Annotated in this window: 21 protein-coding genes; 13 read left to right on the forward strand and 8 right to left on the reverse strand. The window is 67.2% G+C overall.

Going from position 1 to position 25,694, the window contains the following annotated elements; all coding sequences use genetic code 11:
• Positions 1-87 precede the first annotated feature (87 nt).
• The 9 genes from WI697_RS09600 (at position 88) to WI697_RS09640 (ending at position 10,020) form a co-directional block, all read left to right on the forward strand.
• Entirely contained in the window at positions 88-1,320 is a 1,233-nt protein-coding gene (locus WI697_RS09600; protein WP_345958282.1) for an ABC transporter substrate-binding protein, read from the forward strand.
• 86 nt (positions 1,321-1,406) lie between these two features.
• Positions 1,407-2,270: an isocitrate lyase/PEP mutase family protein gene (locus tag WI697_RS09605; protein ID WP_345958283.1), complete on the forward strand. Its 864-nt coding sequence runs from the start codon at positions 1,407-1,409 to the stop codon at positions 2,268-2,270.
• Between the two features lie 50 nt (positions 2,271-2,320).
• The gene (locus WI697_RS09610; RefSeq protein ID WP_345958284.1) at positions 2,321-3,148 is read left to right on the forward strand and encodes an IclR family transcriptional regulator; all 828 of its coding nucleotides are present in this window, start codon (positions 2,321-2,323) and stop codon (positions 3,146-3,148) included.
• Positions 3,149-3,719: 571 nt separating this feature from the next.
• Positions 3,720-3,926: a cold-shock protein gene (locus WI697_RS09615; RefSeq protein ID WP_014745156.1), complete on the forward strand. Its 207-nt coding sequence runs from the start codon at positions 3,720-3,722 to the stop codon at positions 3,924-3,926.
• 374 nt (positions 3,927-4,300) lie between these two features.
• Positions 4,301-4,507, forward strand: coding sequence for a cold-shock protein (locus WI697_RS09620; protein ID WP_014745155.1), 207 nt, complete (start codon positions 4,301-4,303; stop codon positions 4,505-4,507).
• A 263-nt stretch (positions 4,508-4,770) separates the two neighbouring features.
• Positions 4,771-5,763: a UDP-2,3-diacylglucosamine diphosphatase gene (locus WI697_RS09625; protein ID WP_296712544.1), complete on the forward strand. Its 993-nt coding sequence runs from the start codon at positions 4,771-4,773 to the stop codon at positions 5,761-5,763.
• 3 nt (positions 5,764-5,766) lie between these two features.
• The gene (locus WI697_RS09630; RefSeq protein ID WP_345958285.1) at positions 5,767-6,879 is read left to right on the forward strand and encodes a glycosyltransferase family 4 protein; all 1,113 of its coding nucleotides are present in this window, start codon (positions 5,767-5,769) and stop codon (positions 6,877-6,879) included.
• 62 nt (positions 6,880-6,941) lie between these two features.
• Complete coding sequence (locus WI697_RS09635) at positions 6,942-7,787, forward strand: sterol desaturase family protein (RefSeq protein ID WP_345958286.1); 846 nt, start codon at positions 6,942-6,944, stop codon at positions 7,785-7,787.
• Between the two features lie 115 nt (positions 7,788-7,902).
• Complete coding sequence (locus tag WI697_RS09640) at positions 7,903-10,020, forward strand: methyl-accepting chemotaxis protein (protein WP_345958287.1); 2,118 nt, start codon at positions 7,903-7,905, stop codon at positions 10,018-10,020.
• A 14-nt stretch (positions 10,021-10,034) separates the two neighbouring features.
• On the opposite strand, the gene WI697_RS09645 is transcribed toward WI697_RS09640, so the two are convergent.
• A complete protein-coding gene (locus WI697_RS09645; protein WP_062763361.1) occupies positions 10,035-10,634 on the reverse strand; it encodes a TrmH family RNA methyltransferase in 600 nt (199 codons plus the stop codon).
• 427 nt (positions 10,635-11,061) lie between these two features.
• On the opposite strand from WI697_RS09645, the gene WI697_RS09650 reads away from it, so the two are divergent.
• From WI697_RS09650 to WI697_RS09660, 3 genes are all read left to right on the forward strand, one after another.
• Positions 11,062-13,113: a methyl-accepting chemotaxis protein gene (locus tag WI697_RS09650; RefSeq protein ID WP_345958288.1), complete on the forward strand. Its 2,052-nt coding sequence runs from the start codon at positions 11,062-11,064 to the stop codon at positions 13,111-13,113.
• Positions 13,114-13,388: 275 nt separating this feature from the next.
• A complete protein-coding gene (locus WI697_RS09655; protein WP_345958319.1) occupies positions 13,389-14,924 on the forward strand; it encodes an acyl-CoA synthetase in 1,536 nt (511 codons plus the stop codon).
• Positions 14,925-15,004: 80 nt separating this feature from the next.
• The gene (locus WI697_RS09660) at positions 15,005-16,303 is read left to right on the forward strand and encodes a response regulator (RefSeq protein WP_345958289.1); all 1,299 of its coding nucleotides are present in this window, start codon (positions 15,005-15,007) and stop codon (positions 16,301-16,303) included.
• On the opposite strand, the gene WI697_RS09665 is transcribed toward WI697_RS09660, so the two are convergent.
• From WI697_RS09665 to WI697_RS09680, 4 genes are all read right to left on the reverse strand, one after another.
• Positions 16,288-16,770, reverse strand: a complete 483-nt coding sequence (locus WI697_RS09665; protein WP_062761822.1) for a hypothetical protein — start codon at positions 16,768-16,770, stop codon at positions 16,288-16,290. The genes WI697_RS09660 and WI697_RS09665 overlap by 16 nt on opposite strands.
• Before the next feature lie 64 nt (positions 16,771-16,834).
• Positions 16,835-17,167, reverse strand: coding sequence for a DUF883 family protein (locus WI697_RS09670; RefSeq protein WP_014745145.1), 333 nt, complete (start codon positions 17,165-17,167; stop codon positions 16,835-16,837).
• Positions 17,168-17,338: 171 nt separating this feature from the next.
• Positions 17,339-20,884 carry a transcription-repair coupling factor gene (gene mfd / locus WI697_RS09675; protein WP_345958290.1) on the reverse strand — a complete coding sequence of 1,182 codons (3,546 nt, stop codon included), beginning with the start codon at positions 20,882-20,884 and terminating at the stop codon, positions 17,339-17,341.
• A 171-nt stretch (positions 20,885-21,055) separates the two neighbouring features.
• Positions 21,056-21,364 carry a succinate dehydrogenase assembly factor 2 gene (locus WI697_RS09680; protein ID WP_014745143.1) on the reverse strand — a complete coding sequence of 103 codons (309 nt, stop codon included), beginning with the start codon at positions 21,362-21,364 and terminating at the stop codon, positions 21,056-21,058.
• Positions 21,365-21,548: 184 nt separating this feature from the next.
• On the opposite strand from WI697_RS09680, the gene recG reads away from it, so the two are divergent.
• Complete coding sequence (gene recG / locus WI697_RS09685; RefSeq protein ID WP_345958291.1) at positions 21,549-23,648, forward strand: ATP-dependent DNA helicase RecG; 2,100 nt, start codon at positions 21,549-21,551, stop codon at positions 23,646-23,648.
• Here recG and rnk read toward each other — a convergent pair whose 3' ends face one another.
• The 3 genes from rnk to WI697_RS09700 all read right to left on the reverse strand — a co-directional run bounded on the left by rnk (position 23,649) and on the right by WI697_RS09700 (position 25,656).
• The gene (rnk, locus tag WI697_RS09690) at positions 23,649-24,065 is read right to left on the reverse strand and encodes a nucleoside diphosphate kinase regulator (RefSeq protein WP_082828259.1); all 417 of its coding nucleotides are present in this window, start codon (positions 24,063-24,065) and stop codon (positions 23,649-23,651) included. It lies immediately after the preceding gene.
• 46 nt (positions 24,066-24,111) lie between these two features.
• Entirely contained in the window at positions 24,112-24,630 is a 519-nt protein-coding gene (locus WI697_RS09695) for a hypothetical protein (RefSeq protein ID WP_062761826.1), read from the reverse strand.
• A gap of 279 nt (positions 24,631-24,909) precedes the next feature.
• The gene (locus WI697_RS09700) at positions 24,910-25,656 is read right to left on the reverse strand and encodes a DUF502 domain-containing protein (protein ID WP_062761832.1); all 747 of its coding nucleotides are present in this window, start codon (positions 25,654-25,656) and stop codon (positions 24,910-24,912) included.
• Between the last annotated feature and the right edge of the window lie 38 nt (positions 25,657-25,694).

Genomic DNA, 25,694 nt, shown 5'->3' on the forward strand with positions numbered 1-25,694 from the left:
CGCCCCCCCTTGAAGACTTCGCATCCGCACCGCCGGCGGATCCGCCCGCATCAAGAGATCCCCGGCACCACAGGGAGGAGAGACCGGATGACCCTGCGCTTCGACCGGCTGCGCCGCCGTCTGCTGACGGCTGCCGCCGCCATCGCCCTTGCATCCGCCCTGCCGGCGGGGCTGTCGCACCCGGCTTTCGCCGCAGATCCCGGCGTTTCCGACGACGCCGTCAAGGTCGGCAGCACCCTCGCCCTCTCGGGCACGCTCGCCTATATGGGCAAGGCCGTGCAGGAGGGCATGGAAACCTATTTCGGCATGCTGAACGATCAGGGCGGCGTCAACGGCCGCAGGATCGAACTCGTCTCCTATGACGATGAATTCAAGCCGCCAAAGGCCGTCGCCAACGCCAAGCTGCTGGTGGAGCGCGACGACGTGCTCGCCCTGGTCGGCCCGGTGGGGACCGCCACGGTGCTTGCGGCCTATGAATATCTGGAGCCCAAGGGCGTGCCGATCGTAGGCGCGCTCAGCATCTCGGATGCCGTGACCAATCCGCCGCGGAAGCTGCTCTTCGCCCTGCCCTCGCCGCAGTCGACCGAGGCCCCGGCCTATGTCGACTATGCCGTGAACGAGCTTGGCGCCAAAAAGGTCGCGATGCTGGTTCAGAACGACGCCTGGGGCAAACCCGCGCAGGACTATACCGAAAAGCAGCTCGCCACCCACGGCATGAAGCTGGTCGAGGTCCAGAATTTCGAGCGCCTGGCCACCGACCTGACCAGCCAGGTGGCGCGGCTGAAGGCGGCCGAGCCCGATGTGGTCATCCTCTATGCCCTGGGCCAGCAGGCGGCGATCTTCTTCAAGAATGCCGAAAAGCTGGGCTGGAACCCGACCGTGTTCGGCGCAGGCGGGCTGAATGATCCGAAATTCGTCGAGCTGCTGGGCGGCGGTGCCGGCAAGACCCTTTATGTCGCCTCCTATTACGACCCGGTCGATGGCGAGAACCCGGCGATCAAGGCCTTTGTCGCGGAATACGGCAAGCGCTTCCCGAAATCGACCCCGTCCAGCCTGGCGCTGATGGGCTATTCGGCGGCGGCGACTTTTGCCGAAGCCCTGAAGCAGGCGGGCGACGACCCCACCCGCGAAAAGCTGGTCGGCGCGCTCGAAGGCATGAAGGGCTTCGATCAGAAGATCGGCCCCGCGATCACCTTCGCGCCGCTCTCGGACGATCCCTATTCGCGCCGCGGCCAGACGGGCGTGGTGCTGATGCAGCTTAAGGATGGCGGCTTCCGCTCGCTCGGCGCCGTGATCGACCCGGTTCGCGGCGGCAGGTAACCGCGCCTGAGGCCGGCCGGGTGACACCCCCGGCCGGCCGCGCCGCACGACAGATGCGCTCCTTTCCACGAAAGAGAATCCGACCGATGTCCCATGCCCGCATGCTCCGCGACCGGATCGAGGCCGGCCAGACCGTCTGGATGGCCGGTGCCTATGACGTGTTGTCGGCCCGGCTGGTCGCCGATGCCGGCTTCGACGCCGTCTTCACCACCGGCTTCGGCGTCTCGGCCAGCCTGCTGGGAGAGCCGGATGTCGAGCTTTACACCATGACCGAGAATGTGGGTGTGGTCCGCGCCATCGGCGACGTGATCGACATGCCGCTGGTTGCCGATGCCGATACCGGCTATGGCAATGTGGTCAACATCGTGCGCACCGTGCGCGCCTTCGAGAAGGCCGGTGCCGCCGCGATGATCTTCGAGGACCAGGTCGTGCCCAAGCGCTGCCCGGTGGTCGCCGGTGCGCTCGAGATCCTGCCCATCGACGAGGCCACGGCCAAGATCCGGGCGGCCGTCGATGCCCGCCGCGATCCGGACACCATCATCGTCGCCCGCACCGATGCCGAGACCATGGACGAGTGCATCCGCCGCGGCCAGGCCTATGCCGAGGCCGGAGCCGACCTCATCCAGCCGATTTCACGCTGCGTGAAGTCGAAAGCCGATCTCGTCGCGCTCCGGCAGGCGGTGGGCAAGCCGCTGTCGCTGCAGATCCTGGGCTGGCTGGAAGATGAACTGTCGCCCGAGGAAATTGCCGAGGTCGCAGGCTTCGCCACCTTCCCCCTGGTGCCGCTGATGACGGCGACCCAGGCGCTGGTCGACAATCTGTCCGTGCTGGCGCGCGACCGCAGCACCCGCAACCTGCCCCGCGCCCGCACCCAGCCACAGGTGTTCAAGAGCCTGATCGGCTACTCGCGCATTGAAGAGTTGCAGGATAAGTATATCCGCGCCAGATGACGGCAGACGCGATCCCGGCCGAGCGGCCGGTATGGGTGAAAGTGGCAGGCATGAAGGCGAACGGACGGATGGGCGACGAGCCCGAGACGACAGTTGCGGCCGGCGAGACCGCAGGGAGCGACAGTGGCCCGACCACGGTGCGTGCCGTGCTGCGCGCGGTCCAGGTGCTGCGCGCCTTCACCGTCGTCGAACCCTGGGCGACCCTGACCGAAGTCGTCGCCCGGACCGGCCTCGACAAGGCCACCACGCGGCGGCTGCTGGTGACGCTGATCGAAGCGGGTCTCGTGGTCCAGGACCGCGAGACCCATCGCTACGCCCTCAGCCTGGCGATGATCGAGCTGTCCAGCGCCGTGCCTGACAATCTGGGGCTGCGCAAGGCTGCGGCCCCGATCCTCACCGATCTGGCGCGCGAGATCGACGGGACGACCTTTCTGTCGATTTACCGCGAACATTCAGCGCTTTGCCTTGAGAAGTTCCACCATGACCGGTCGATTCAGGTGCGCTGGTGGGCGGTGGGCGGTGCCCTGCCCGCCAATGTCGGCGGTGCCCCCAAGCTGCTGCTCGCCTTCCAGCCATCGGCAGAGATCGAGCGCGCGATCGGCCAGGGGTTGAGCCGGCTTACCCCGCACAGCATCACCGATGCCGATGCGTTCCGGGAGGAACTCGGTCGGATCCGCACGCAGGGGCACGTCATCGCCGTCGACGATGTGGTCGAAGGCCTGGCGGCCATGGCGGCACCGGTGCGCGATCGCGATGGCCGGGTGATCGCGGCCGTTTCCCTCGCCGGCCTCACCCCGCATATCGCAGGCAGCCGTGCGGCCGCAAATCTGGCGGCACTGCTCGATGCCGCGCGCCGGATCAGCCAGAGCGTGGGCTGATCCGCACGGCCCCCACCCCGTGCCGCCACGCGCGTGATTCCAGGCCGTACAGGGGGTTGCGCGCCATTTTGCTGTCGCATCCGGCCTGGAACCTGCCTATAGTGGTTGAAGTCATCGTTTCGAATCAGACGATGACCCGCAGGCGATCCCGCCCGCAGGACGGTTCCGTGCCTCGTTCTCCGACCATACCCCGGTCTTCGTTCGAGCGCTCGGGGTGTCGTGTTCCGGGTGGGTTCCGGCGGAACCTCTGGAATCAGGAGCGCGCGCGTACCGGCAGGCGATTTCGCCCCCAGCCCCCGTCCGGCCAAGTCTTACGGATCCCGTCAGCGCGGTTCCAGACCTACCCGTTCAGGCAACGGCACGGCGCCATCGCCGCTCAGTTTCTCCGAAAGCAAAAACCAAACCGGTGGCCGAAAAGGCTGGAGGATTGCGCTACCTGGGGTGGTGGATCCTGCCCTGATCCGGGACATGGAACCTTTCGGCGTCTCACCGGTTTCCACGCCTCCTTGTATCGTGACGTCCGCCGCGGGGAACGGCGGGCTCCGCAGTCGGAAGGGAAGGGCGACGCGCCATGGCGACCGGCACCGTCAAGTGGTTCAACAGCACCAAGGGCTACGGCTTCATCACGCCTGATACCGGCGGCAAGGATGTGTTCGTGCACATCAGCGCGGTTGAGCGGGCCGGCCTGACGACCCTGAACGAGGGTCAGCGGCTGGAGTACAACGTGTTGACCGAGCGCAAGGGCGAGAAGGCCGTCGATCTCGTTCCGGCCGACTGACAACCCGGCTTCCGGATCCCGGCCGCAGGCCCCGCAGGGAGGCGGGGCAGCGGGTGGTGTCCGGTCGGGTCTCCGGCGACGGAGACCCTGGACGACGCATGGCGCTTCCACAAGCGCCATGACGGGTGGCTGTCAGGCCAGCCATCTGCACCGGATCGGGTTTGCACCGGATCGGGGCGCGGATGCGGGGTCGGATGGCCGCAGGACCAGGAGTGCGCGTACCGGAAGATGCCGGACGGCGGGGAGGAACCGGCGATCCGCATCGACGCTGAACAGTGTCCGGTCACTTTCCGCCTCCATCATCACGTCCGGCGGACCGATCGCGTGTGGAGACGCGGCCGTCGGATCACCAAGACCAGGAAGAGCGACCAGACATGGCGACCGGCACCGTTAAGTGGTTCAACAGCACCAAGGGCTACGGCTTCATCACCCCCGACGAGGGCGGAAAGGACGTCTTCGTTCATATCAGCGCCGTTGAGCGCGCAGGCCTCTCGACGCTGAACGAGGGGCAGCGTCTCGAGTACAGCCTGCTCACCGAGCGCAAGGGTGACAAGGCCGTGGATCTGGTTCCCGCCGACTGAGGCGGAGCCGGGCTCCCGGGTTTCGAGAGAACGGGCGGCAGCGCAGGCTGTCGCCCGTTTTCGTTGCGGGATGCCCCTTCTTTGCCGAACCCCCTTCCTTTCCGAAACCCCTTCCTTGCCTGAGCCATCGTCACCGGAACGTCATTGCCACGCCATAAAACCTGACGGTCGAACGGGTTAAGACTTCGCTCCGAGAAAGCGACACGTGCCGAGGGAGCGGTGCTCCGCCGCTTCAGGCGCCAGTCGCCCGGAGGGCCCTTCCGATGACCACGGTCGCACGAGTTCAGCCGCCGCTCTCCTTCCGCCCGGGTACCACGACATCGGGCGATCACGGCCATGCCGGCCATCCCCACCGACGGCCGCCGGCAGGCCAGGACCGGCGAACGGTCGACAGCCGTACGGGTGGCGAGCGTCGGCAATATCGGACGGTGTTCATTTCCGATCTTCATCTGGGCACGCGCTTCTGTCGCACCGATCTGCTGCTCGATTTTCTCGACACCGTCGACTGCGATCATCTGTTTCTGGTCGGCGATATCGTCGACGGCTGGCGGCTGCGCCGGTCATGGTTCTGGGATGGGCCCCATAATCAGGTCGTGCAGGCGATCCTCGCCAAGGCCGCGGCGGGCACCCGGGTCACCTGGGTGATCGGCAATCACGACGAGTGTCTGATGGCCTATGCCGGCCTCGCCTTCGGCGGGATCGAACTGGTCCGCGAAAGCGAACACGAGCTGGCCGACGGCCGCCGCTTCCTGATCGTCCATGGCGATGCCTTCGACATGGTGGTGCGCTACGCCAAGGGCGTCGCGCTGCTGGGCGACGTTGCCTACAACCTGGCGCTTCGGACCAATCGCTGGCTGAACATCGCGCGCAGGCGGCTTGGCCTGCCCTACTGGTCGCTTTCGGCCTATCTGAAACAGCGGGTCAAGGAAGCGGTCGACTTCATCAATCGCTTCGAGCATGCGGTGACCGACGAGGCCCGGCGCCGCGGTTATGACGGCGTGGTCTGCGGTCATATTCACCATGCCGACATCCGCGAAACCGATGGCATCGTCTATGCCAATGATGGCGACTGGGTCGAAAGCTGCACGGCCATCGCCGAAACCCGCGATGGCCGTCTGCAGATCCTCGACTGGGGCGCCCGCGCCCGCCGCCGCGAACTCGTGGCCCTGGCCCGTGCCCGCCGGTCCCAGACCACCGGTGGGCTGCTGCCGGCACCGGCCGATGCCCGTCGCCCTGCGCGTGAGCCGGCGGCCTGATCGATGACCCAGGACATCACGCCCCCCGTCACGCGCCTCGCCCTGGTCACCGATGCCTGGGCGCCCCAGGTCAATGGTGTGGTCCGCACGCTGGGACGCATGGTCGATGCCATGACGGCAGGTGGTGCCGCAGTCAGGGTGATCGCGCCTGCCGACTTCCGCACCCTGCCCTGCCCCACCTATCCGGAAATCCGGCTCGCACTCGCCACCCCGGCCATGGTCGGGCGGCGGATCCTGGCCCACCGCCCCGATGCCCTGCACATTGCGACCGAGGGCCCCCTCGGCAGCGCCGCACGGCGCTGGGCTTTGCGCCATGGCATCCCTTTCACCACCGCCTTTCACACCCGCTTTCCGGAATATGTCGCCGCCCGCACCGGCCTGCCGCTCAGCCTCTCCTATGGCTTCATGCGCCGGTTTCACAATGCCGGGGTGCGGACCATGGTCGCGACCCCTTCGCTTGCCGAGGACCTCAGGCAGCGGGGGTTTTCGCAGGTCGCCATGTGGTGCCGCGGCGTCGACCTCGACGGTTTTTCGCCCACCCTCCGCGGGGCGCCGCCCCCTAAGGGCGATGATGAACTCGCGCGGCTTCCCGATCTGCCCCGCCCCCTGATGCTCTATGTCGGCCGGGTGGCGGTGGAAAAGAATATCCAGGCCTTTCTCAACACGCCGGATCTGCCCGGCACCCGGGTGGTGATCGGCGACGGCCCGGCCCGGCCGGAGTTGATGCGGCGGCACCCGGACGTCGTCTTCCCGGGGCTGCGCCGCGGTGCCGCCCTTGCCTGGGCCTATGCCCAGGCCGATGTCTTCGTCTTTCCCAGCCGCACCGACACTTTCGGCCTGGTGATGCTGGAGGCGATGGCGAGCGGCGTTCCGGTTGCCGGCTATCCCGTCACCGGACCGATCGACGTGGTCGACGAGGCCGGCGGTACCGGCGCGCTCGACGAAGATCTCGGCGCCGCGATCCGCCGGGCCCTGCCTCTGGGTGGCAGCGCGGCACGCAGCCATGCGGAGCGTTTTACCTGGGATGCCTGTGCCAGCCGCTTTCAGGCGCTGCTGGCACCGTTTTCCCCGGCCCGTCTGCCGGCACCCGCCGGAAAGGCTGCACTGGCAGGGTGACGGCCGCGCGACTGCGCCCCATATCGACGATGACACCCCATCACGCGTCGAGGTTGCCGCAGATGCCCGTCACATCCGATCCCGCCGGCATCGCCGCCGTGGAAGGCCTTGTCCGCGGTCTTCTGTTCCTCGGCGGGTTCCTGCTGCTGGCCCTGGCGGAGCGGTGGCGGCCGCGGCGCGGCCGTCGGCACAGGCTCGACCGTCGCCGGCGGTGGACCACCAATCTGGGTCTTGCGGTCATCGATACCCTGGTTCTGCGTCTTGTTCTGCCGGCAGCAGCGGTCGGCGCCGCTCTCGGCTTCGAAGCGCAGGGTGTGGGCGCCTTCCCGATGCTGGGTCTGCCCGGATGGCTGGCCGCCGTGGTCGGTTTCCTGGCGCTTGATCTCGCGATCTGGGCGCAGCATGTGGCGATGCACCGTGTGCCACTGCTCTGGCGGCTTCACCGCATCCACCATCTCGATACCGCCCTCGACACGACGACGGCCCTGCGCTTTCACCCCGCCGAGATCCTGCTCTCCGCCGGCTGGAAGATCCTGGTCATTCTGGTGCTCGGTATACCGGCCGCGGCAGTTCTCGCTTTCGAAGCGGCCCTGAGCCTGGCGGCTTTGTTCAACCATGCCGATCTCGATCTCGGCCGGGCAGACCGGCCACTCTCCCGCGTGATTGCCACACCGGACTGGCATCGCATCCATCATTCGACGGTTCCGGCCGAGACCGACAGCAATTACGCCTTTCTGCTGACCCTCTGGGACAGGCTGTCGGGCCTGGCCCGGACGGCACCGGCAGGGGGGCATGACGCGATGAACATCGGCCTTCAGGACGACCCGGCCGGGCAGGCATCGCTGCCCGGACTTCTTATCCTGCCCTTCCGGAAACACGAACCGGGATCTTCCAACCGGTTTGCATGATGCAGCACTTTTGCGCAAATCACGTGAATCTGATTCTAGTAATAATTGATTAACCAAGCCCGGCATACCTTCGGGGTCTCGGTGTTCGTCGGCCACTTCGCCCAAAGGGTTTCGCATGCGTATCTCACTCGGGCTCTCCGCCAAGATCATCCTCATCGGCGGCGGGGCGCTCGCAGCCCTTCTGGCGATCGGCATCCTGGCGGTCAGCCGGGTGGCCGAAGATCGTGTGCTCGACCTCTCCCGCGAGTCGGGTCGCACCCTCTCGCGGGAGATCGCACAGGAAGCCGCGCGAAACCTCTCCCTCGATCTTTCGATCGCCCGCGGCATCGCCGGCACGATGGAGACGCTGAAGGCGCAGGGGGTCAGCAGCCGGGCGACCTATGATGCCGTCCTGGAACGGAATTTCACCGAGCACCCGGACCTGCTCGCCGTCTGGGCGGCTTTCGAGCCCAATGCCGTCGACGGCCAGGACATCCTCTTCCAGGGCGAAGAGAACACCGACGACACCGGGCGCTACCTCACCCGGTTCAGCCGGGTCAAAGAGGCCCGCGAACTCGGCGCCGTCACGGGCTATGCCGACGGGCCGGATGCCGGCTTCTACCGCTCGCCGATCGAGACCGGCAAGCCTTATGCCAGCCCGCCGGTGATCCGGCGGATTGCGGGCATTGATGTGCAAACCATCTCGCTCACTGCGCCGATCCGGCTCGACGGCAAGGTGATCGGCGTCGCCGGCGTCGATCTCAATCTGAAGGTCTGGAATGATCGCCTGAACGCGATCCATCCGCTGGATGCGGGCAACGCCGTGCTGTTCACCGACGGCGCCCTGACGGTGACCCACCCCGATCCGTCCAAAATCGGGGCGCCGCTGACCGATCTCTCGGCCGATGCGGCAGATTTCGCCGATGCCGTTCGCCGGGGCGAGGCGCTGGAGCGCACCGCCTGGTCGCCCAGCGTCGAGGCCATGGTCTTCCGGAACGCCGTGCCGGTCGCCGTCACGGGCCTTGAGAGGCCGTGGAGCGTGCTGGTCAACATCCGCGAAAACGCCATGCGCGCGGCATCCTGGGAGATCCGCGATGCGATGGTGATCGGCGGCATCGTGCTCGTGGTCCTGATCGTCGCAGCACTTGCGGTCACGGTCTGGCTGCTGGTGCAGCGGCCGCTCAAGGCATCGATGACCACGATCGGCCGGCTGACCGATGGCGAGACCGCGATCGACGTGTCCGGCACCCATCGTCGTGACGAGATTGGCGGGCTCAACCGTGCCCTGGTGCATTTCCGCGACACACTTGCCGAGGCGGAGCGTCTGCGCCTTGCCCAGGCGGCGGCGGAACGCCGGGCGGAAGAGGCACGGCGCGAGTCGACGCTCGGCCTCGCCGACACGCTGGAACGCGAGGTGCGGGGCATCGCCGACGAAATGACCGAACTTGCCCACGAGCTGGAGCGCGGCGCGGCCGAGATGCGCGGCATCGCCGATACGACCTCGGCCAATTCGGCGACCGTCGCCGCAGCCGGCGAAGAGACCAATGTCAACGTCCAGACCGTCGCCACGGCCACCGAAGAACTGACCGCGTCGGCGCATGAAATCGGCCGGCAGGTTACCACCGCCTCGGACATCATCGCCGAAGCGTCGAGCCGTGCAGCGGACACCGACGGGATCGTCCGCAGGCTTGCCGGTTCGGCCCGGCAGATCGGCGATGTGGTGCAGCTGATCAACGACATCGCCGCGCAGACCAATCTGCTGGCACTCAACGCCACGATCGAGGCGGCCCGCGCCGGTGAGGCCGGCAAGGGCTTCGCGGTCGTCGCCTCCGAGGTGAAAACGCTGGCGACACAGACCGCCAGGGCCACTGAAGAGATCACCGCCAGGATCTCCGCCACCCAGGGCGACACCGAGCAGGCGGTGACCGCCATCGCCCGGATCGTCGAGACCATCGGCCGGGTGCGGGAGGCCTCCACCACCATCGCGAGCGCTGTGGAAGAGCAGATCGCCGCGATCGGCGAGATTGCGCACAATGTCAACCAGGCCGCCGACGGCACCCGTACCATCTCCTCGGCCATCGGAGAGGTTGCGGGCAGTGCCGGACGTACGGCGGAAGCCGCCACCTCGGTTGCCGACGCGACCGGCCATCTTTCCGGGGCGGCGACCACGCTGCGGCGGGCCGTTGAAAACGTGGTCGACTCGCTCCGTCGCGAGGCCCGGGAGACGGCGGAGCGTCTGGGCATGCAGCCCTGATCTGACTGTCCCGCTCAATCGGCATAGGGCGGCGGCGGCGGCTCCATCAGGCTGCGATGGGCGTCCAGGAAGGACGCCATGGTCGCCTCCGCCCGGCGACGGTTGAGTTTCTGCACCGGCCCCGGCCGTTCGCGGGAGCGCAGCCGGTCGAACAGCACCAGGCTTGCCGCCATGGCAACGTTCAACGAGAAGCGCATCGGAATCTTCACGACATGGGCCGCCCGGTCCAGGAACTCCGGCGCCAGCATCCCGCGCTCAGGGCCCAGAACATAGATTGCCCGCGACGGGTGTCGAAACGACGGCAGATCGACGGCATCCGGGGTCAGTTCAACGGCCACCAGGGTGAAGCCGTCGGGGAAAACCGTGGCGGCCGGCGTTTCGAAGGCAAGATGCGGCACCGTCGGCCGTGGCGCCGCGGCCTCGGCGGCGGCGGCCTCTTCCCAGAATCGCCAATGCCGGCTCGCCTGCCAGTCGGCCCCGGCCGTGAAGGTGTAGGATCCGCCATGCGCCGCCGCCAGCCGGTTGAGCGTACCGGCGTTGAAGGGCTTGCTGGACCGGTCGAGGCCGATCGCAAAACAGCCACCGGCCACAGGATCCTCAATGGGTGTCGACATCGGTGCTTTCTCCGTCGGGCCTGTCATCCGCGCGGCAGGTATAACCGCCAGCCGACGGGACCGGCAATCCACCTTCGCCCCAAAGATCGATGCAGACCCGTGATATTCACACATTCTTGAACAATACGGAAATGCCCTGGCTGTCATAAATAAACATCCTGCCCGCTATGAAGTACAAAATTCCCTTTCTGGTTTTATATTACAGAATAAACTTCGATCTTGTGGATCTTCATTCATTACTGACTGAAGGAGTTGATTAACACATTTCGTCTAAAGTACCTCGCAATGGACGAGAATGCTGCGCCGACCGGCGGCAGCCAAGTATCCGTGCGTCCGGAACACGCAGGAAATAAACGCGGGGTACCGTATGCGTCTCACGCTCGGGCTTTCATCGAAGATCATCCTCATTGGCGGCGGAGCGCTCGCCGTGCTGCTGACCGCCGGGATTACGGCGGTCACCCGGATCGCAGAGAACAGGGTTCTCGAATCCTCGCTGGAGACGGGGCGGACTCTGTCGAAGCAGCTGGCGGCAGAGGTCGGGCGCGATCTTGCCCTTGATGTGGGCACCGCTGCGTCTCTCGCCAGCTCATTGAGTGCGCTCAAGGCCAATGGCACGACCGATCGCGGTGCCTATGACGCGATCATCGACCGGACTTTTGCGGACAAGACCCATCTGCTCGGCGTCTGGGCCGGCTTCGAGCCTGATGCGCTCGACGGGAATGATGCCGCCTTCCGCAACACGCCCCGTTCGGACGATACCGGTCGCTTCATCAGCTATGTCAACCGGATCGGCGGCACTGAAAACATCAGCCACCTGACCGTCTATACCGGCCCCGGTTCCGAGTATTATCAGATCCCGATGAGCACCGGGAAAACCTATCTGACGCCCCCCACCATCTATGACATTGCCGGTCAGAAGGTTATGACGCTGTCGGCGTCGGTGCCGATCCTGGCCGGTGGCAAGCCGATCGGCGTTGCCGGCGTCGATGTCGAACTCGACGGCTGGAACAAGCGGCTGAACGAAACCAAGCCCTTCGGCACCGGCAATGTGCTGCTGTTCACCGATGCGGGGCTGGTGGTCAACCACCCCAAGCCGGAACTGCGCGGCCGACCGATGAAGGATCTGACCACCGAGGACATCACCGACTATGCCCGCGCCGTGACCGAAGGTCGCGGTCTGGAACGTGTTTCCTGGTCTCCCAGTCTTGAAAAGAACGTTTTCAGGATGGTGGTGCCTGTCAAGATCACCGGCTATGACAAGCCCTGGAGCCTGTTCATCAATATTCCCGAAGAGTCCATGCGGGCCGCATCGATGGATGTGCGTGACAGCATGATCCTCGGCGGCATCGTTCTCGTCATCCTGGTCGTCGTCGCGCTCGCCGTCACCGTCATCATGCTGATCAAGCGGCCGCTGACAGCCTCGATGGGCGTCATCGGACAGTTGACCAAAGGTCAAACCGGTATCGATATTCCCGGCACGGATCGCCGCGACGAGATCGGCGGGCTCAATCGGGCCCTGGTGAATTTCCGCGACACGCTTGCCGAGGCGGAGCGTCTGCGCCTTGCCCAGGCTGCCGCCGAACGCCGGGCGGAGGAAGCCCGTCGCGAGTCGACACTGGGTCTTGCCGACACCCTGGAACGCGAAGTGCGGGGCATCGCCGACGAGATGACCGGCCTCGCCCAGGATCTGGAGCGCGGCGCGGCCGAGATGCGCGGCATCGCCGATACGACCTCGGCCAATTCGGCGACCGTCGCCGCAGCCGGCGAAGAGACCAATGTCAACGTCCAGACCGTCGCCACGGCCACCGAAGAACTGACCGCGTCGGCCCATGAAATCGGCCGGCAGGTCACCACCGCTTCGGACATCATCGCCGAGGCATCGAGCCGTGCAGCGGACACCGACGGGATCGTCCGCAGGCTTGCCGGATCCGCCCGGCAGATCGGCGATGTGGTGCAGTTGATCAACGACATCGCCGCGCAGACCAACCTGCTGGCCCTCAACGCCACGATCGAGGCGGCCCGCGCAGGCGAGGCCGGCAAGGGCTTCGCGGTCGTCGCCTCCGAGGTGAAAACGCTGGCGACCCAGACCGCCAGGGCAACCGAAGAGATCACCTCGCGCATTGCCGCCACCCAGGGCGATACCGAGCAGGCAGTCAGCGCCATTGCCCGGATCGTCGAGACCATCGGTCGCGTGCGGGAGGCCTCCACCACCATCGCGAGCGCTGTGGAAGAGCAGATCGCCGCCATCGGCGAGATCGCGCACAACGTCAATCAGGCTGCCGACGGTACCCGCACCATCTCCTCGGCCATCGGAGAGGTGGCGGGCGGTGCCGGGCGCACGGCCGAAGCTGCGACTTCGGTTGCAGATGCGACCGCCCATCTCGCCCACAACTCGGAAGCCCTGCGCCGGTCGGTCGAGAATGTGGTCGATTCGCTCCGCCGCGAGGCCCGCGAAACCGGCGAACGCCTGGGCCTCTGATCCTCATATCATCAATCATCGCTGCCCCCCGCTCCCCCGGAGCGGGGGGTTGTCGTTCGTGACCGGTGCTCGCGTGGTTTCGCGACGTTTCGATGGCCGTTTTTTGGCACTTCCGAAACCGCGCGTCCGGGCTTACCCTCAGCGCCATGATCAGTGACGCTTCCGTAGAGGGTGCCACGGTGCCCGTAACCGCCCCCGCCGCCTCTGCCCCTGTCGGCCAGTCCGATGGGGCGGCCGTCGTTTCGCCTGTCGTCGCACCCGCTGCCCTGCCGGCCATGCCCGCGGCGCAGCATGCGTTCGACACCGAGCGGTTCAACCTCACGGAATACTGTCTGGCCTGGAATGCCGAACGGCAGCCCGACAAGGCGGCACTGATCCTGCTGGACGATACCGGTATTCGCGGCGAGATCAGCTTCGGACGGATGTATGATCAGGTCCGCCGGGTGACGGCGGCGCTCCATGCGCTCGATCTGGCCCCGGGCTCACGGATCATGATCCGGATGGGCAACCGTCTGGAATTCGCCCTGGTCTATTTCGCTGCAGCCGCCGCAGGCCTGATCGCCGTGCCGACATCGGCCCAGCTGACCCCGGCCGAGGCAGGCTTCATCGCGCGTGACTGCGGCGCTGCCCTCGCTTTCGTCGCGGACGGGCTGGAGATCGCGCCGCCCTATCCGGGTGGCGTGCGTCTGCTCGGCCTCGACTGGCTGGAGGCTGCCGTACGGGGGCGCCGGGACATGGCGCCGGTGCATCTGCCGGCCCATGATCCCGCGCTGATGATCTACACCTCCGGCACCAGTGGCCGCCCCAAGGGCGTGCTCCACGCCCATCGCGCGGTCTGGGGCCGCCGGCCGATGGGGCCGGGCTGGCACGGCATGGGGCCTGAGGATCGCGTGCTGCATGCCGGCCAGTTGAACTGGACCTATACCCTCGGCGTCGGCCTGATGGACCCCTGGGCGCATGGGGCGACGGCAGTTCTTTATGCCGGCCCCCGCGATCCGTCGGTCTGGCCGTTGCTGATCGAACGGGCGGAGGCCACGATTTTCGCCGCCGTTCCCTCGGTCTATCGACAGATGCTGAAATACGGCACGCTGACCCCCGACCGTCTGCGGACGCTTCGCCACGGTCTGACAGCCGGCGAAGCCCTGCCGCCGCCCCTGACCCATCGATGGTTCGATGCCGCGTCCCTGCCGCTTTACGAGGCGCTGGGGATGAGCGAGGTGTCGACCTACATCTCCAGCGGCCCGGAGACGCCGCTCCGTCTGGGCAGCCCCGGCCGGCCGCAACCGGGCCGGCGGATCCAGGTTCTGCCGCTCGACGGAGGGACCGATCCGGTGGGACCTGATGAGGTCGGCGTGATTGCCGTGCATCGCGACGAGCCCGGGCTGATGATCGGCTACTGGAACCGGCCCGAGGATACCGCAGCCGCGTGGCGGGGTGACTGGTTCCTCACCGGTGATCTCGCGCGCGTCGACAGTGACGGCTACTACTGGTACGATGGCCGCTCGGACGAAGTGATGACCGTGCTGGGCTATCGGGTCTCTCCGATCGAGGTGGAGGCGGCGTTGAGCGCCCATCCGGCGATCGCGGAAGTCGCCGTCGGCCCCAGGAAAGTCGATGATGCGCTGACCATCATCGCTGCCTATGTGGTTCCCAAGCCCGGCCGCGCCGGGGAGCTGGATCTCGACGGCCTGAACGCCTGGGTCGGCAAGCACCTCGCCCGCTACAAATGGCCGCGCGACCTTATCCTGGTCGACAGTCTGCCACGCGGCGTGAACGGCAAGATACTCCGGCGGGCTCTCGGCGCCGGATGATCGCAGGGCAACGGCAGAGGCATCCTTCGCGACGGGAGACTCCGGCGCCTATGGCTCATATCGCGCGCGTCCTGGTCGTCATGCAAGATCCTCGCGCGGCGCAGCAGGTGATGGACGGCCTGCGCGCGCAGGACATGTTTCTGTTCAGTGCGCGGACCGGCGCCGAGGGGCTCCGCCTCTCCCGACAGCTTCTGACCGACGTCATCATCATCGACGACCGCCTGCCGGATGGCGATGGCTGCGATTTCGTCGACATGCTGCGCAACGATCCCGATACCCGGCACATTCCGGTACTGATGATCGGCACACAGGCATCGTCGGCCCTGAGGCGACGATCGCTTGCGGTCGGGGTCGACGAGCTGCTGACCGGCGGCATCAATCTCGGCTTCCTGGCCGCCCGCATGGCCAAGCTGGTGCGCCTCGGCATCATGCAGGCGGAGCTCCGCCGCCGCACGGCCACCGCACGCAGCTTCCGGGTCGAACTGGACAAGCGCCGCCCGATCGCCAATGACGGCCCGCCCACTCTCCTGCTGGCGGCCCAGATGGGCGAGGATCTCGACGATGTGGCGGAGCTGCTGCAATCGCGCTATCGCCTGCTCAGGACCGCGGGCGCAGCCGAAGCGGCCCAGCTTCTGCACGAGCAATCGGTCGACACCCTGATCCTGTCCTTCGACGGTGGCAACAGCGAAGACTGGCTGGGTCTGGCACTGCATGTCCGTGACACGCCGGCCCTCTACGACGTGCCGGTCCTCGCTGTCGGCCATGCCTCGATCGCGCCCGATGCGGGTACCCTGCTCAAGACCGGGATCGACGACCTGATCCAGCGTCCCTACCCGCCCGACGAACTCCATGGTCGGGTGCTGTCCGCCCTGCGCCGTCGGCGCATCCGGCGGCGGTTGACCGATCTCTTCACCTCGCTCGAGGCACCCTCGACCGTCGATGCCGAAACCGGCGCCTATCGGCCCGAATTCCTGCGCGTCCATCTGTCGCGGCTGGTTTTCGAGGCGGCGAAATGGGAAAAGCCGCTCAGCATCGCCACGGTCTCGTACCGCAACCTCTCGCTGCTGATCGAACGCCGCGGTCCCGCCGCAGCCCGCTCGGTGATGAGCCGCGCCACCGAGACCCTGAAACGGCTCGTCCGGGTCGAGGACATGGTGGCACGGGCCGATGATGCCACCCTGGTGGTGGTTCTGCCCGATACCCCCGGGGACCGGTCGATGAAAGCGCTGCACAAGATCGCCGGCAGCCTCGCCACCACCGATTACGGGCTGGGCGGGCTGCCGACGACGCCGATCTGGATGCAGATGGGCCATGCGACGCTGGAGCCGTCGGACACGGCCGATTCCCTGTTGCTCAGGGCGCGTCAGGTCCTGCTCTGACGATCATCCGAGGGCGGCTTGGGCGCGAGCGCCGCGCGGGCGGCATCGGCCAGAATCCGGCGGATTTCCGGTGACGCGCCGATGGCGACGCCCGCAAGGGCTGCCATGGTGACGCCTTCGGCCGGATTGCGGCGGATCAGTTCCGAGACCACGCCGGTCATGGCGGCAACATCGGCCGCGCCCGGGGGGCCTGAAGATCCGGCAGCAGAAGGCTGCTGACGCACCGGCGGCTTCGGCGCACGCAGAACCACGCGACCCGCCCCCATCATCAGCAGACCGATCACAGCCAGAAGCAGCGCCGTCCACAGCGCAGGCGAGGCCGGATGCCAAGTGATGCCGTCGATCCAGATGTAGAAGGCCGCCACACCAAAGCCGGCCGCGCCCAGAAGGACGAGGCCGGCCAAACCGTAGAGGCCTGCAGCGGCACCGGCTCTCGCCAGTGCCGCTTCGATACGTCTCATCAGCATGGCTGCAGGCTCCGGTGTCGTTGGAAGGTCGGAAGGGATCGGATGATCCCCGGATGATCCGCACTCACCGGCGATCGATCAGCTTGCCGATCACCAGGCCAACGCCAAAGGCCACCAGAACGCTGGTCAGGGGCCGCTCTTCGATCTTGTGCTCGGCGGCGGCAACCGCACCGCGGCTCCGCTCGCTCGCCAGATGCATCAGGCGATCGACCTCGGCCTTCAGGCGGCTGATCTCTTCATTGGCCTTGTCGCCCAACTCCTCGGCGCCGACGCCGGCCGTGCGTCCCGCCTGTCGGGTCACCTTGGCCAGATCGGCCTTAAGGGCGGCCAGGTCGGCCTTCAGGGTTTCCATCTCGGTGTCGACGGCCTTCCCGGCAGCGGTATCGGCGTTCGCCATGGCTGACGTCCTTTCCTGTCGCGATGGGGGTGCACCTGCAGACATCATGCCTGCAGGCCATGAAACTCAAGGCACCACACATATGGGAAGGATGTCGGCCCAGCGTAACCCGTGGCGTGTGACCGTTTTGGGGTGCAGACGTGACAGGGACGCGACCTGCCCGGGCAGGATCTATGCCGCCTTCCCGGTCCGGGCGATCCGGGCCAGGGTCGCGATCAGGTCGCGCGCACCCCTCAGCCGGTCGTCGACGGTCGCCCAGGCCCTGATCACCACCAGCTTGTGATCCGGTCGCAGCCGGATCGTGCCCGACTGGCCGGCAATGAACTGGATCAGCCCGTCCGGGCGGGCGAACTGGTCGAGATGGAAGGCGATGGTGGCACCCTTGGGTCCCGCCTCGACCTTTTCCACACCCGCGGCGATGCACAGCCGCTTGATCGCGACGATCTGCAGCAGCTGGCGGACCTCGTCGGGCAGCGGCCCGAAGCGGTCGACCAGTTCGGCGGCAAACGCATCCAGCTCGTCGCCCTCGTCCAGATCGGCCAGACGGCGGTAGAGCGACATGCGCACATCCAGATCCGAGACATAGGTCTCGGGGATCAGCACGGCGGCGCCGAGATTGATCTGCGGCGACCAGTCGCGCACCGGCGCCCGCGCGGGGGCGTCACCGCCTCCGGTCTTTGCCGCCTCGATCGCGTCGTCGAGCATCTGCTGGAACAGTTCCAGCCCGACCTCGCGGATATGGCCCGACTGCTCTTCACCCAGAAGATTGCCGGCACCACGGATGTCGAGATCGTGGCTGGCCAGGGTGAAGCCCGCGCCCAGGCTGTCGAGGGTCTGCATCACATCCAGCCGCTTCTCGGCGGTGCGGGTGACACCGTGATTTGCAGGCAGCATCAGATAGGCATAGCCGCGCAGCTTGCCGCGCCCCACCCGCCCGCGCAGCTGATAGAGCTGGGCCAGGCCGAACAGATCGGCACGATAGATGATAATCGTGTTGGCCCGCGGAATGTCGAGCCCGCTTTCCACGATGCTGGTGGAGAGCAGCACATCGTATTCGCCGCCATAGAAGCCGCCCATCACGTCTTCCAGCTCGCCCGCCGCCAGCCGGCCATGGGCGACTGCGATCTTGACCTCGGGCACCAGGCTGCGCAGCCGTTCCTCCACCTCTTTGACCTGCTCAATCCGCGGGCAGACGAAGAAGGTCTGGCCGCCGCGATAATGCTCGCGCAGGATCGCTTCGCGGACGATGACGCTGTCATAGGGCATGGTGAAGGTGCGCAGCGCCAGGCGGTCGACCGGCGGTGTGGCGATGATCGACAATTCCTTCACGCCGGCCAGCGCCAGCTGCAGGGTACGCGGGATCGGCGTTGCCGTCAGGGTCAGCACATGGACGTCGGCCTTCAGCTCCTTCAGCCGTTCCTTGTGCTTCACCCCGAAATGCTGTTCCTCGTCGATGATCATCAGGCCGAGATCGCGGAACGAGATGCCCTTGGAGAGCAGCGCATGCGTGCCGATGACGATATCGGCCGTGCCATCGGCGATCGCCTTCTTCGCCTCGGTGGCGCGCTTGCCGGCGACCAGCCGCGACACTTCGACGATCTTGATCGGAAATCCCTGGAAGCGCTTGGTAAATCCCAGAAAATGCTGATGACAGAGCAGGGTCGTGGGCGCGACCACGGCAACCTGAACCCCGCTCATCGCCGCAATGAAGGCCGCCCGTAGCGCCACCTCGGTCTTGCCGAAGCCGACATCACCGCAGATCAGCCGGTCCATCGGCCGGCCCGATGCCAGATCGTCGATCACATCCTCGATCGCGTGCAGCTGATCTTCGGTTTCCGTGTACGGGAAACGGGCGCAGAACTCGTCATACAGCCCCTGTGGCCGCTCGATCCGGGCAGCGCCCTTCAGCTGCCGCTCGGCCGCGACCGCGATCAGCGCGTCGGCCATGTCCTTCAGCCGCCGCTTGGTGCGCTCCTTGCGCTGCTGCCACTGGCTGCCGCCCAGCCGATCGAGCGGCGCCGGCCCGTCGGCCGTGCCATAGCGCGACAGCATGTCGATATGCTCGACCGGCACGAACAGCCGGTCACCGCCTTCATAGACCACCAGCACGCAGTCATGCGGTGCGCCGCCGGCGGTGATGGTCTCAAGCCCCTCATAGCGGCCGATGCCATGATCGACGTGCACCACCAGATCGCCGACGGTCAGGCTGTCGGCATCGCGCAGGAAATTCTCCGCGCGGCGCTTGCGGCGGGTCTTGCGGTGCAGACGGTCGCCCAGAATGTCCTGCTCGGTCAGGACCGAAAGATCGCCCGCAACATAGCCGTGGTCGAGCGGCAGCACGATCAGCACCAGCGCGCCGGGCTTCGCCTTGCCGATATCGGCCCAGGTCTCCACCTGCTCCAGCTGTTTCAGACCGTGATCTTCGAAGACCGTCCGGATACGGTCGAGCGAACCGGCGCTGTAACAGCAGACCACCACCCGCCGCCCGGCCGACCGCTCGGCATCGACATGGGCCTTCAGCGCCTCGAAGAGGTTGACGTCCTCGTCCTTGCGCTCGGGCGCGAAGTCGCGGGCGGCACGCCCGGCAAGCCGTGCCGCCTGCCAGCCCTGTTCAAGCGGCCGCTCCGCAGCACCGGGCTGTACGGCAACCAGGGTCTCGCTGCGGCCGATTTCGGCCCATTCCTTCGCGGTCAGGTACAGCTGATCGGGCGGCAGCGCCCGATAGGGGGCCTCGCGCTCGCCGCCGATGATCGACACGGGCCCCGTGCGCCGCGCCTCGTAATAGTCCTCGATCAGCACGCGCCGTTCGGTGAAGGCCTGATCGGCCAGATGATCGAACACCATTATCGGACGGTCGAAATAGGCGGTCACCGGTTCCAGATGGGTGTGGAACAGCGGCAGCCAATGCTCCATACCGGCATGGCGCCGTCCGGCGCTGATCGCCTCGTAAAGCGGGTCGCCGGTGCCGACCGCGCCGAAGGCCTGGCGATATCCCTGGCGGAAGCGCTGGATCACCCCTTCGGTCAGCAGAATCTCGCTCACCGGCTTCAGGTCCAGCCGGCGGATGCGGGCATTGGACCGCTGGGTGACGGGGTCGAAATTCCGGATCGCCTCCACCTCGTCGCCGAAAAAATCGAGGCGGACCGGGTCCGGCTCACCGGCCGGGAACAGATCGACGATGCCGCCGCGCACGGCGAACTCGCCCGGCTCCATCACGGTGCCGGCGCGGACATAGCCGTTATGCATCAGATAGTCGACCAGACGCTCTGTCGACAGCCGGTGTCCCGGCTCCAGCCGAAGCCGGGCCAGCGCCAGGCTCTCGCGCGGTGGCACGCGCTGGGCCAGCGCATTGACCGTGGTGACGACGATGGCGCGCGGCCGGCTTCCCGTCCCCGCCTTCGGGTCGTCCGCCGCCGGGCCGCCGGCCAGCCTCGTCAGCGTATCCATGCGCTCGGCGGCGATCATGCCGTTGGGGGACGCCCGGTCGTATGGCAGGCAGTCCCAGGCCGGCAGGCGCAGCACCTCCGCCTCGGGCAGATGAACTTTCAGCGCGTCGGCCGCGGCCGCCATCCGGGCGTCGTCGCGCATCACCAGAACCAGATCACGCTTTGGTCTGCTGGCTGCGAACTCCGCCGCCAGCTGCCAGACCAGACCGTCGGGCGCCTCGGTCAGCAGGATGCGTCCGGGGCGGTCGAAGAGCGTGGGATCGATCAGCACGGGCGTCGCATCCTTCAAGCGCGTCCTCCGTCCCCGAAGGACCGGCCCCGAAGGACCAGAGCGAGGCGGCGACGTCGTTCATCGAAACGGTCTGGGGCGTGAAAGGTTGGCGGGAATGGGGAGGTTCCGACCGGGCCCCGATCCTGGAGGCCCGATCTCAGAGGTCAGTTCTCAGGCGCCGCCGAGGCCGCCCTCGGCCAGGCCGCGATCGGGCGCGGTTGCCACGTCGAACTGCATCATCATCTTCATGACCGGGTTGTCCGCCAGATCTTCGGGCAGAGGCTCGCGGCCGCTCAACCAGTTGTAGAGGTCGACATCGCTTTCGTCGAGCAGCGCTTCGAAGGCATCGAGCTGGTCGGCATCGAAACGGTCGATCCAGGCATCGGCGAATTTGCCGAACAGGATGTCGGTTTCCTTGCACCCGCGATACCAGCTCTGATAGCGCAGCCGGCGGCGACGGATTTCGAGGTCTTCGGCCATGAGAGCTGGTGCCCTTCCTGCTTGTCGTCTGCGTCCCGTGATATAGCCCGCGCGCCCTTCGCTGTCACCCCCCGGCGCGGCTTCGGGGCCTTGCGGCCATGCAGCTTGTCACGGCCCGGCCCCGCCCCTATCGTTGGCGCCCGATGCGCCCACCACGCCCGACCGTGCCTGTTGACCGGACCAGATGCGCCCCGAAGCCCTCTTCCCGCTATTTGCCGAAGCCACCAGCCTGCCCGGCATCGGCCCGCGCGTGCTGAAACTGGTGGAGCGTGCCGCACGCGGCAACCGGGTGATCGACGTGATCAACACGCTGCCGGTCTCGGTGGTCGACCGGCGTTACGCGCCGCCCGCCGTGATCGCACCGGCGGGACGGATCGTCACCTTCACGCTCACCATCCTTGAACACCAGCCGGCCGAACGCCCGCGTCAGCCGCACCGGGTGCGGTGCGCGGATCCCGACGGCACCGGCGTCACCCTGGTCTTCTTCCACGGCCGCGAGGCGGACTGGCGGCGGCTCATGCCCGAAGGGGAGGTTCGCATCGTCAGCGGCAAGGTCGAACGCTATGGCGGCGAGGTGCAGATGCCCCATCCCGACCATATCGTCCCGCCCGAGAAGCGGGCCGAGGTGGAGACGGTCGAGGCGATCTATCCCGGCACCGACGGTCTGTCGCCCAAGCTGTTGCGCAAGGCCGCGAAATTCGCGGTGTCCCGCCTGCCCGAGCTGCCGGAATGGATCGATCGCGGCGTGCTTGCCCGTGAAGGCTGGGCCGACTGGCGGGGCGCACTCGCCACGGCCCATGCCCCGACCGATGCCGATGATCTGTCACCGCTTCACCCGGCCCGGCGCCGCCTGGCCTATGACGAGCTCTTCGCCAATCAGCTGGCGATTGCGCTGGTCCGCAACCGTCAGCGGCGGGCGGCCGGCCGCCATCTGGCCGGGAGCGGGCGGCTGACCCGGCCGATCGAAGCCGGCCTCCCCTTCCGTCTGACCCAGGATCAGCGTCAGGTCTTGTCGGAGATCGCCGGCGACATGGCAGGGCCCCTGCGCATGCTTCGTCTGCTTCAGGGCGATGTCGGCAGCGGCAAGACGGTGGTGGCGCTGATCGCCATGGCGATCGCGGTCGAAGCGGGGGCGCAGGCGGCGCTGATGGCGCCCACGGACGTGCTTGCCCGCCAGCACATGGAAACGCTGGCAAGGCTCGGCGCCCCGGCCGGGCTTCGCTTCGGCCTGCTGACAGGGCGCGAACGCGCCAAGGCGCGGCGCGACGTGCTGGCGGCGCTGGAGGCCGGCGAGATCGACATCCTGGTCGGTACCCACGCCCTGTTCCAGGAGGGCGTGGCTTTCCGCGATCTGGGCCTGGCGGTGATCGACGAGCAGCACCGCTTCGGCGTTCATCAGCGCCTGCAGCTTTCATCCAAGGGCCGGGGGGTGGACACCCTGGTCATGACGGCGACGCCGATCCCGCGGACCCTGGCGCTCACCACCTATGGCGATATGGATGTTTCGCGGATCCGGCAGAAGCCCGCTGGCCGCAAGCCCATCCAGACCCGGGTGCTGCCGATGGACCGCATGGATCAGGTGATCGATGCCGTGCGTCGGACCATCGACGAGGGCCACAAGGTCTATTGGGTGTGCCCCCTGGTCGACGTCTCCGAGAAGGCGGATCTCTCGGCGGCCAGCGCCCGTGCCGAGGATCTGGTGGATCAGCTGGGGCCGCGGGTCGGCCTGATCCACGGCAAGATGAAGGGCGCGGACAAGGATGCCGCCATCGCCCGCTTCCGCGCCAGGGACGCCGATGACCGCACTGATGTACTGGTGGCGACGACGGTGATCGAGGTGGGCGTCGACGTGCCCGATGCGACGGTGATCATCATCGAGCACGCCGAGCGCTTCGGGCTGGCCCAGCTCCACCAGTTGCGCGGCCGGGTGGGCCGGGGCGACGATCAGGCGAGTTGCCTGCTGCTCTACGCCGCCCCGCTGGGCGAAATCGCCCGCAAGCGCCTGGAGGTGATGCGGGCGACGGAGGACGGGTTCGTGATCGCCGAGGAGGATCTGAAGCTCCGCGGGGCCGGCGATGCGCTGGGGACGAAGCAGAGCGGCGAACCGGAAATGCGGTTCGCCGATCTTGATCTGCATGCCGACCTGATCGAGACCGCCCAGGCACAGGCCCGGCTGGAGATCGAGCGCACGCCGGAACTCGACGGGCCGCGCGGCCAGGCGCTCAGAACCCTGCTTTATCTGTTCGAGCGCGATCAGGCCGTGCGCTATCTCCGCTCCGGCTGATCAGCCGACCGCCGTCACGGTCAGATGGCGCTCGCGCCCCATGCGGTCGCGCCAGGCGATCGATGCTCCGGTCCTGAGGCCGATCAGCGCGGCCCCCACCGGGGTCAGGATCGACACCCGGTTGGCAGCGATATCGGCCTGACGGGGGAAGACCAGCATCGCCTGATGCTCGGCACCGTCATCGGCGCGATAGGCCAGGCGGCGGTGCATCGCAACCACGTCGCCCGGCAGTTCGTCATCGGCCACGATCGTTGCGCGATCGAGTTCGGCGGCAAGGAAGGCGACGGCGCTGCCGGGTTCCACAGCGGCCATATCGGCCAGCGCGCTCAACCGGTCGTAATCGCTTTCGCCCAGCATCACCGGCGGCGGCTGAGCGGGAATGGCCGGGGCGTGCTGAAGGCTCTCGTTGTTCATCATGAGTCTCTGGTCCAGTCTTTTGGAAGGTTCAGGTTTTCAGGTCGGCTCAGGCGGCATCACGCACCCCGTCCAGCCGGACGAGGCGTCGCGTGCCGCAGAGGTCGGTGAAGGGCATGACCGCGCCCGCGGCCAGCCCGACCAGCGCGATGCCGAGGGGTGTGGCGAGGGACAGATCGAACCCCTGGGCGGCCTGCCCCGCCGTCTCGGGCAGATGGAGGCGCCGGCGGACGGGTTCTGCGCTTCCATCAAGGCGGAAACGCAGTTCCGCGCCGATCCGTGCAGTTCCCCAGGCGCCATGCGCATCGCGCACGATCACCGCACGGGCCAGTTCACGGGTCAGAGCCCCCACAAGCGTTGGATTCTGCGTCACCAGCCGGCCGGCAAGCGCGGCCAGCCGGCGGGCATCGTCCGGCAGCAACCGGATCGGCGGCAGATGCCGGCCGGCCCCGCAAACGGGGCAGCCATCGCGGTGGAAATCATCGGCCCCCACGGCGCGATGACAGACGAAACAGATCACGGTGGCCCGGCTTTCGGGGCCCCGTGACGGATCATGACGGGCGGACATCCTGACGGCTCTCTCGTCGCGAGGGCGATAGACCGGGCGGCGGCGCCCCCGGCCCCGAGACTGCGACCTCGGTTGCCTGGGCGGATCGACGGGTCCGGATTTTGAATGTGACCCATGTCCCGAATACGGGCACGGCCACGGCGCCGCAACGGCGCAGGCACCCGGACCGGGCGCCGGTTCAATGGACGCGAACGGTCCGGGCGGTCAGCCCGTGACGAGATTGCCGCCGCGCAACAGGCAGGCGGACCGATGATGAACGCCGAAATGCATCATGATGGATTAAACATGCGCATTCCGATCGGGTTTATCAAGCCCTTCGCGCCGGTCGGTCCCGCGCGGAGCGGCAATTGCCCGCGCCTCGGGATCCGCCGCATCCGGCGGCGTGATCAGCCCGCCTGAAATGACCAGCTTCACGCCTTCCTCCACGGTCATCGCCAGGCGGACGATCTCGGTCTCGGGCACGAACAGCAGGAAGCCCGAGGTCGGGTTGGGGGTGGTCGGCACGAAGACGTTCACCATCCGCGCCTTGGTCAGCCGCTGGATCTCCCCGCCAGTGGTGCCGGTGATGAAGGCCAGCGACCAGAGCCCGCGGCGGGGATATTCGATCAGGACCACCTCTCGAAACGACTGCGACCCCTGGGTCAGCACCGTCTCGAAGATCTGCTTCAGGGCCGCATAGATGCTGCGCAACACCGGCATCCGGGCAACGATGCCCTCGCCCAGCCGCACCAGTTCGCGGCCGACCAGACCGGCGGCAAAGGCGCCGATCAGGGTGATGCCGATCACCACCACGATCAGACCGGCGCCCGGAATGCTGAACGGCAGGTACTGGTCCGGATGGTAGGCCGGCGGCACGAAACGCAGCACCAGATCGTCGACAAAGGCGATGAACCACCAGCCGACATACAAAGTGATGGCGATCGGCGCCGTCACCACGATTCCGGCCAGGAAATAGCGCCTGAGCCGCCCGCCACCATGCGGTCGCTCGGCTGTGTCGCTCTCGGCGTGTCGGTCGCGTCTGCTCATGGTCTGGCCGGTCCCCTGATGCCCTGCATGTTTTGCAC

This window comes from Tistrella mobilis, assembly GCF_039634785.1.
Classification (GTDB): domain Bacteria; phylum Pseudomonadota; class Alphaproteobacteria; order Tistrellales; family Tistrellaceae; genus Tistrella; species Tistrella mobilis.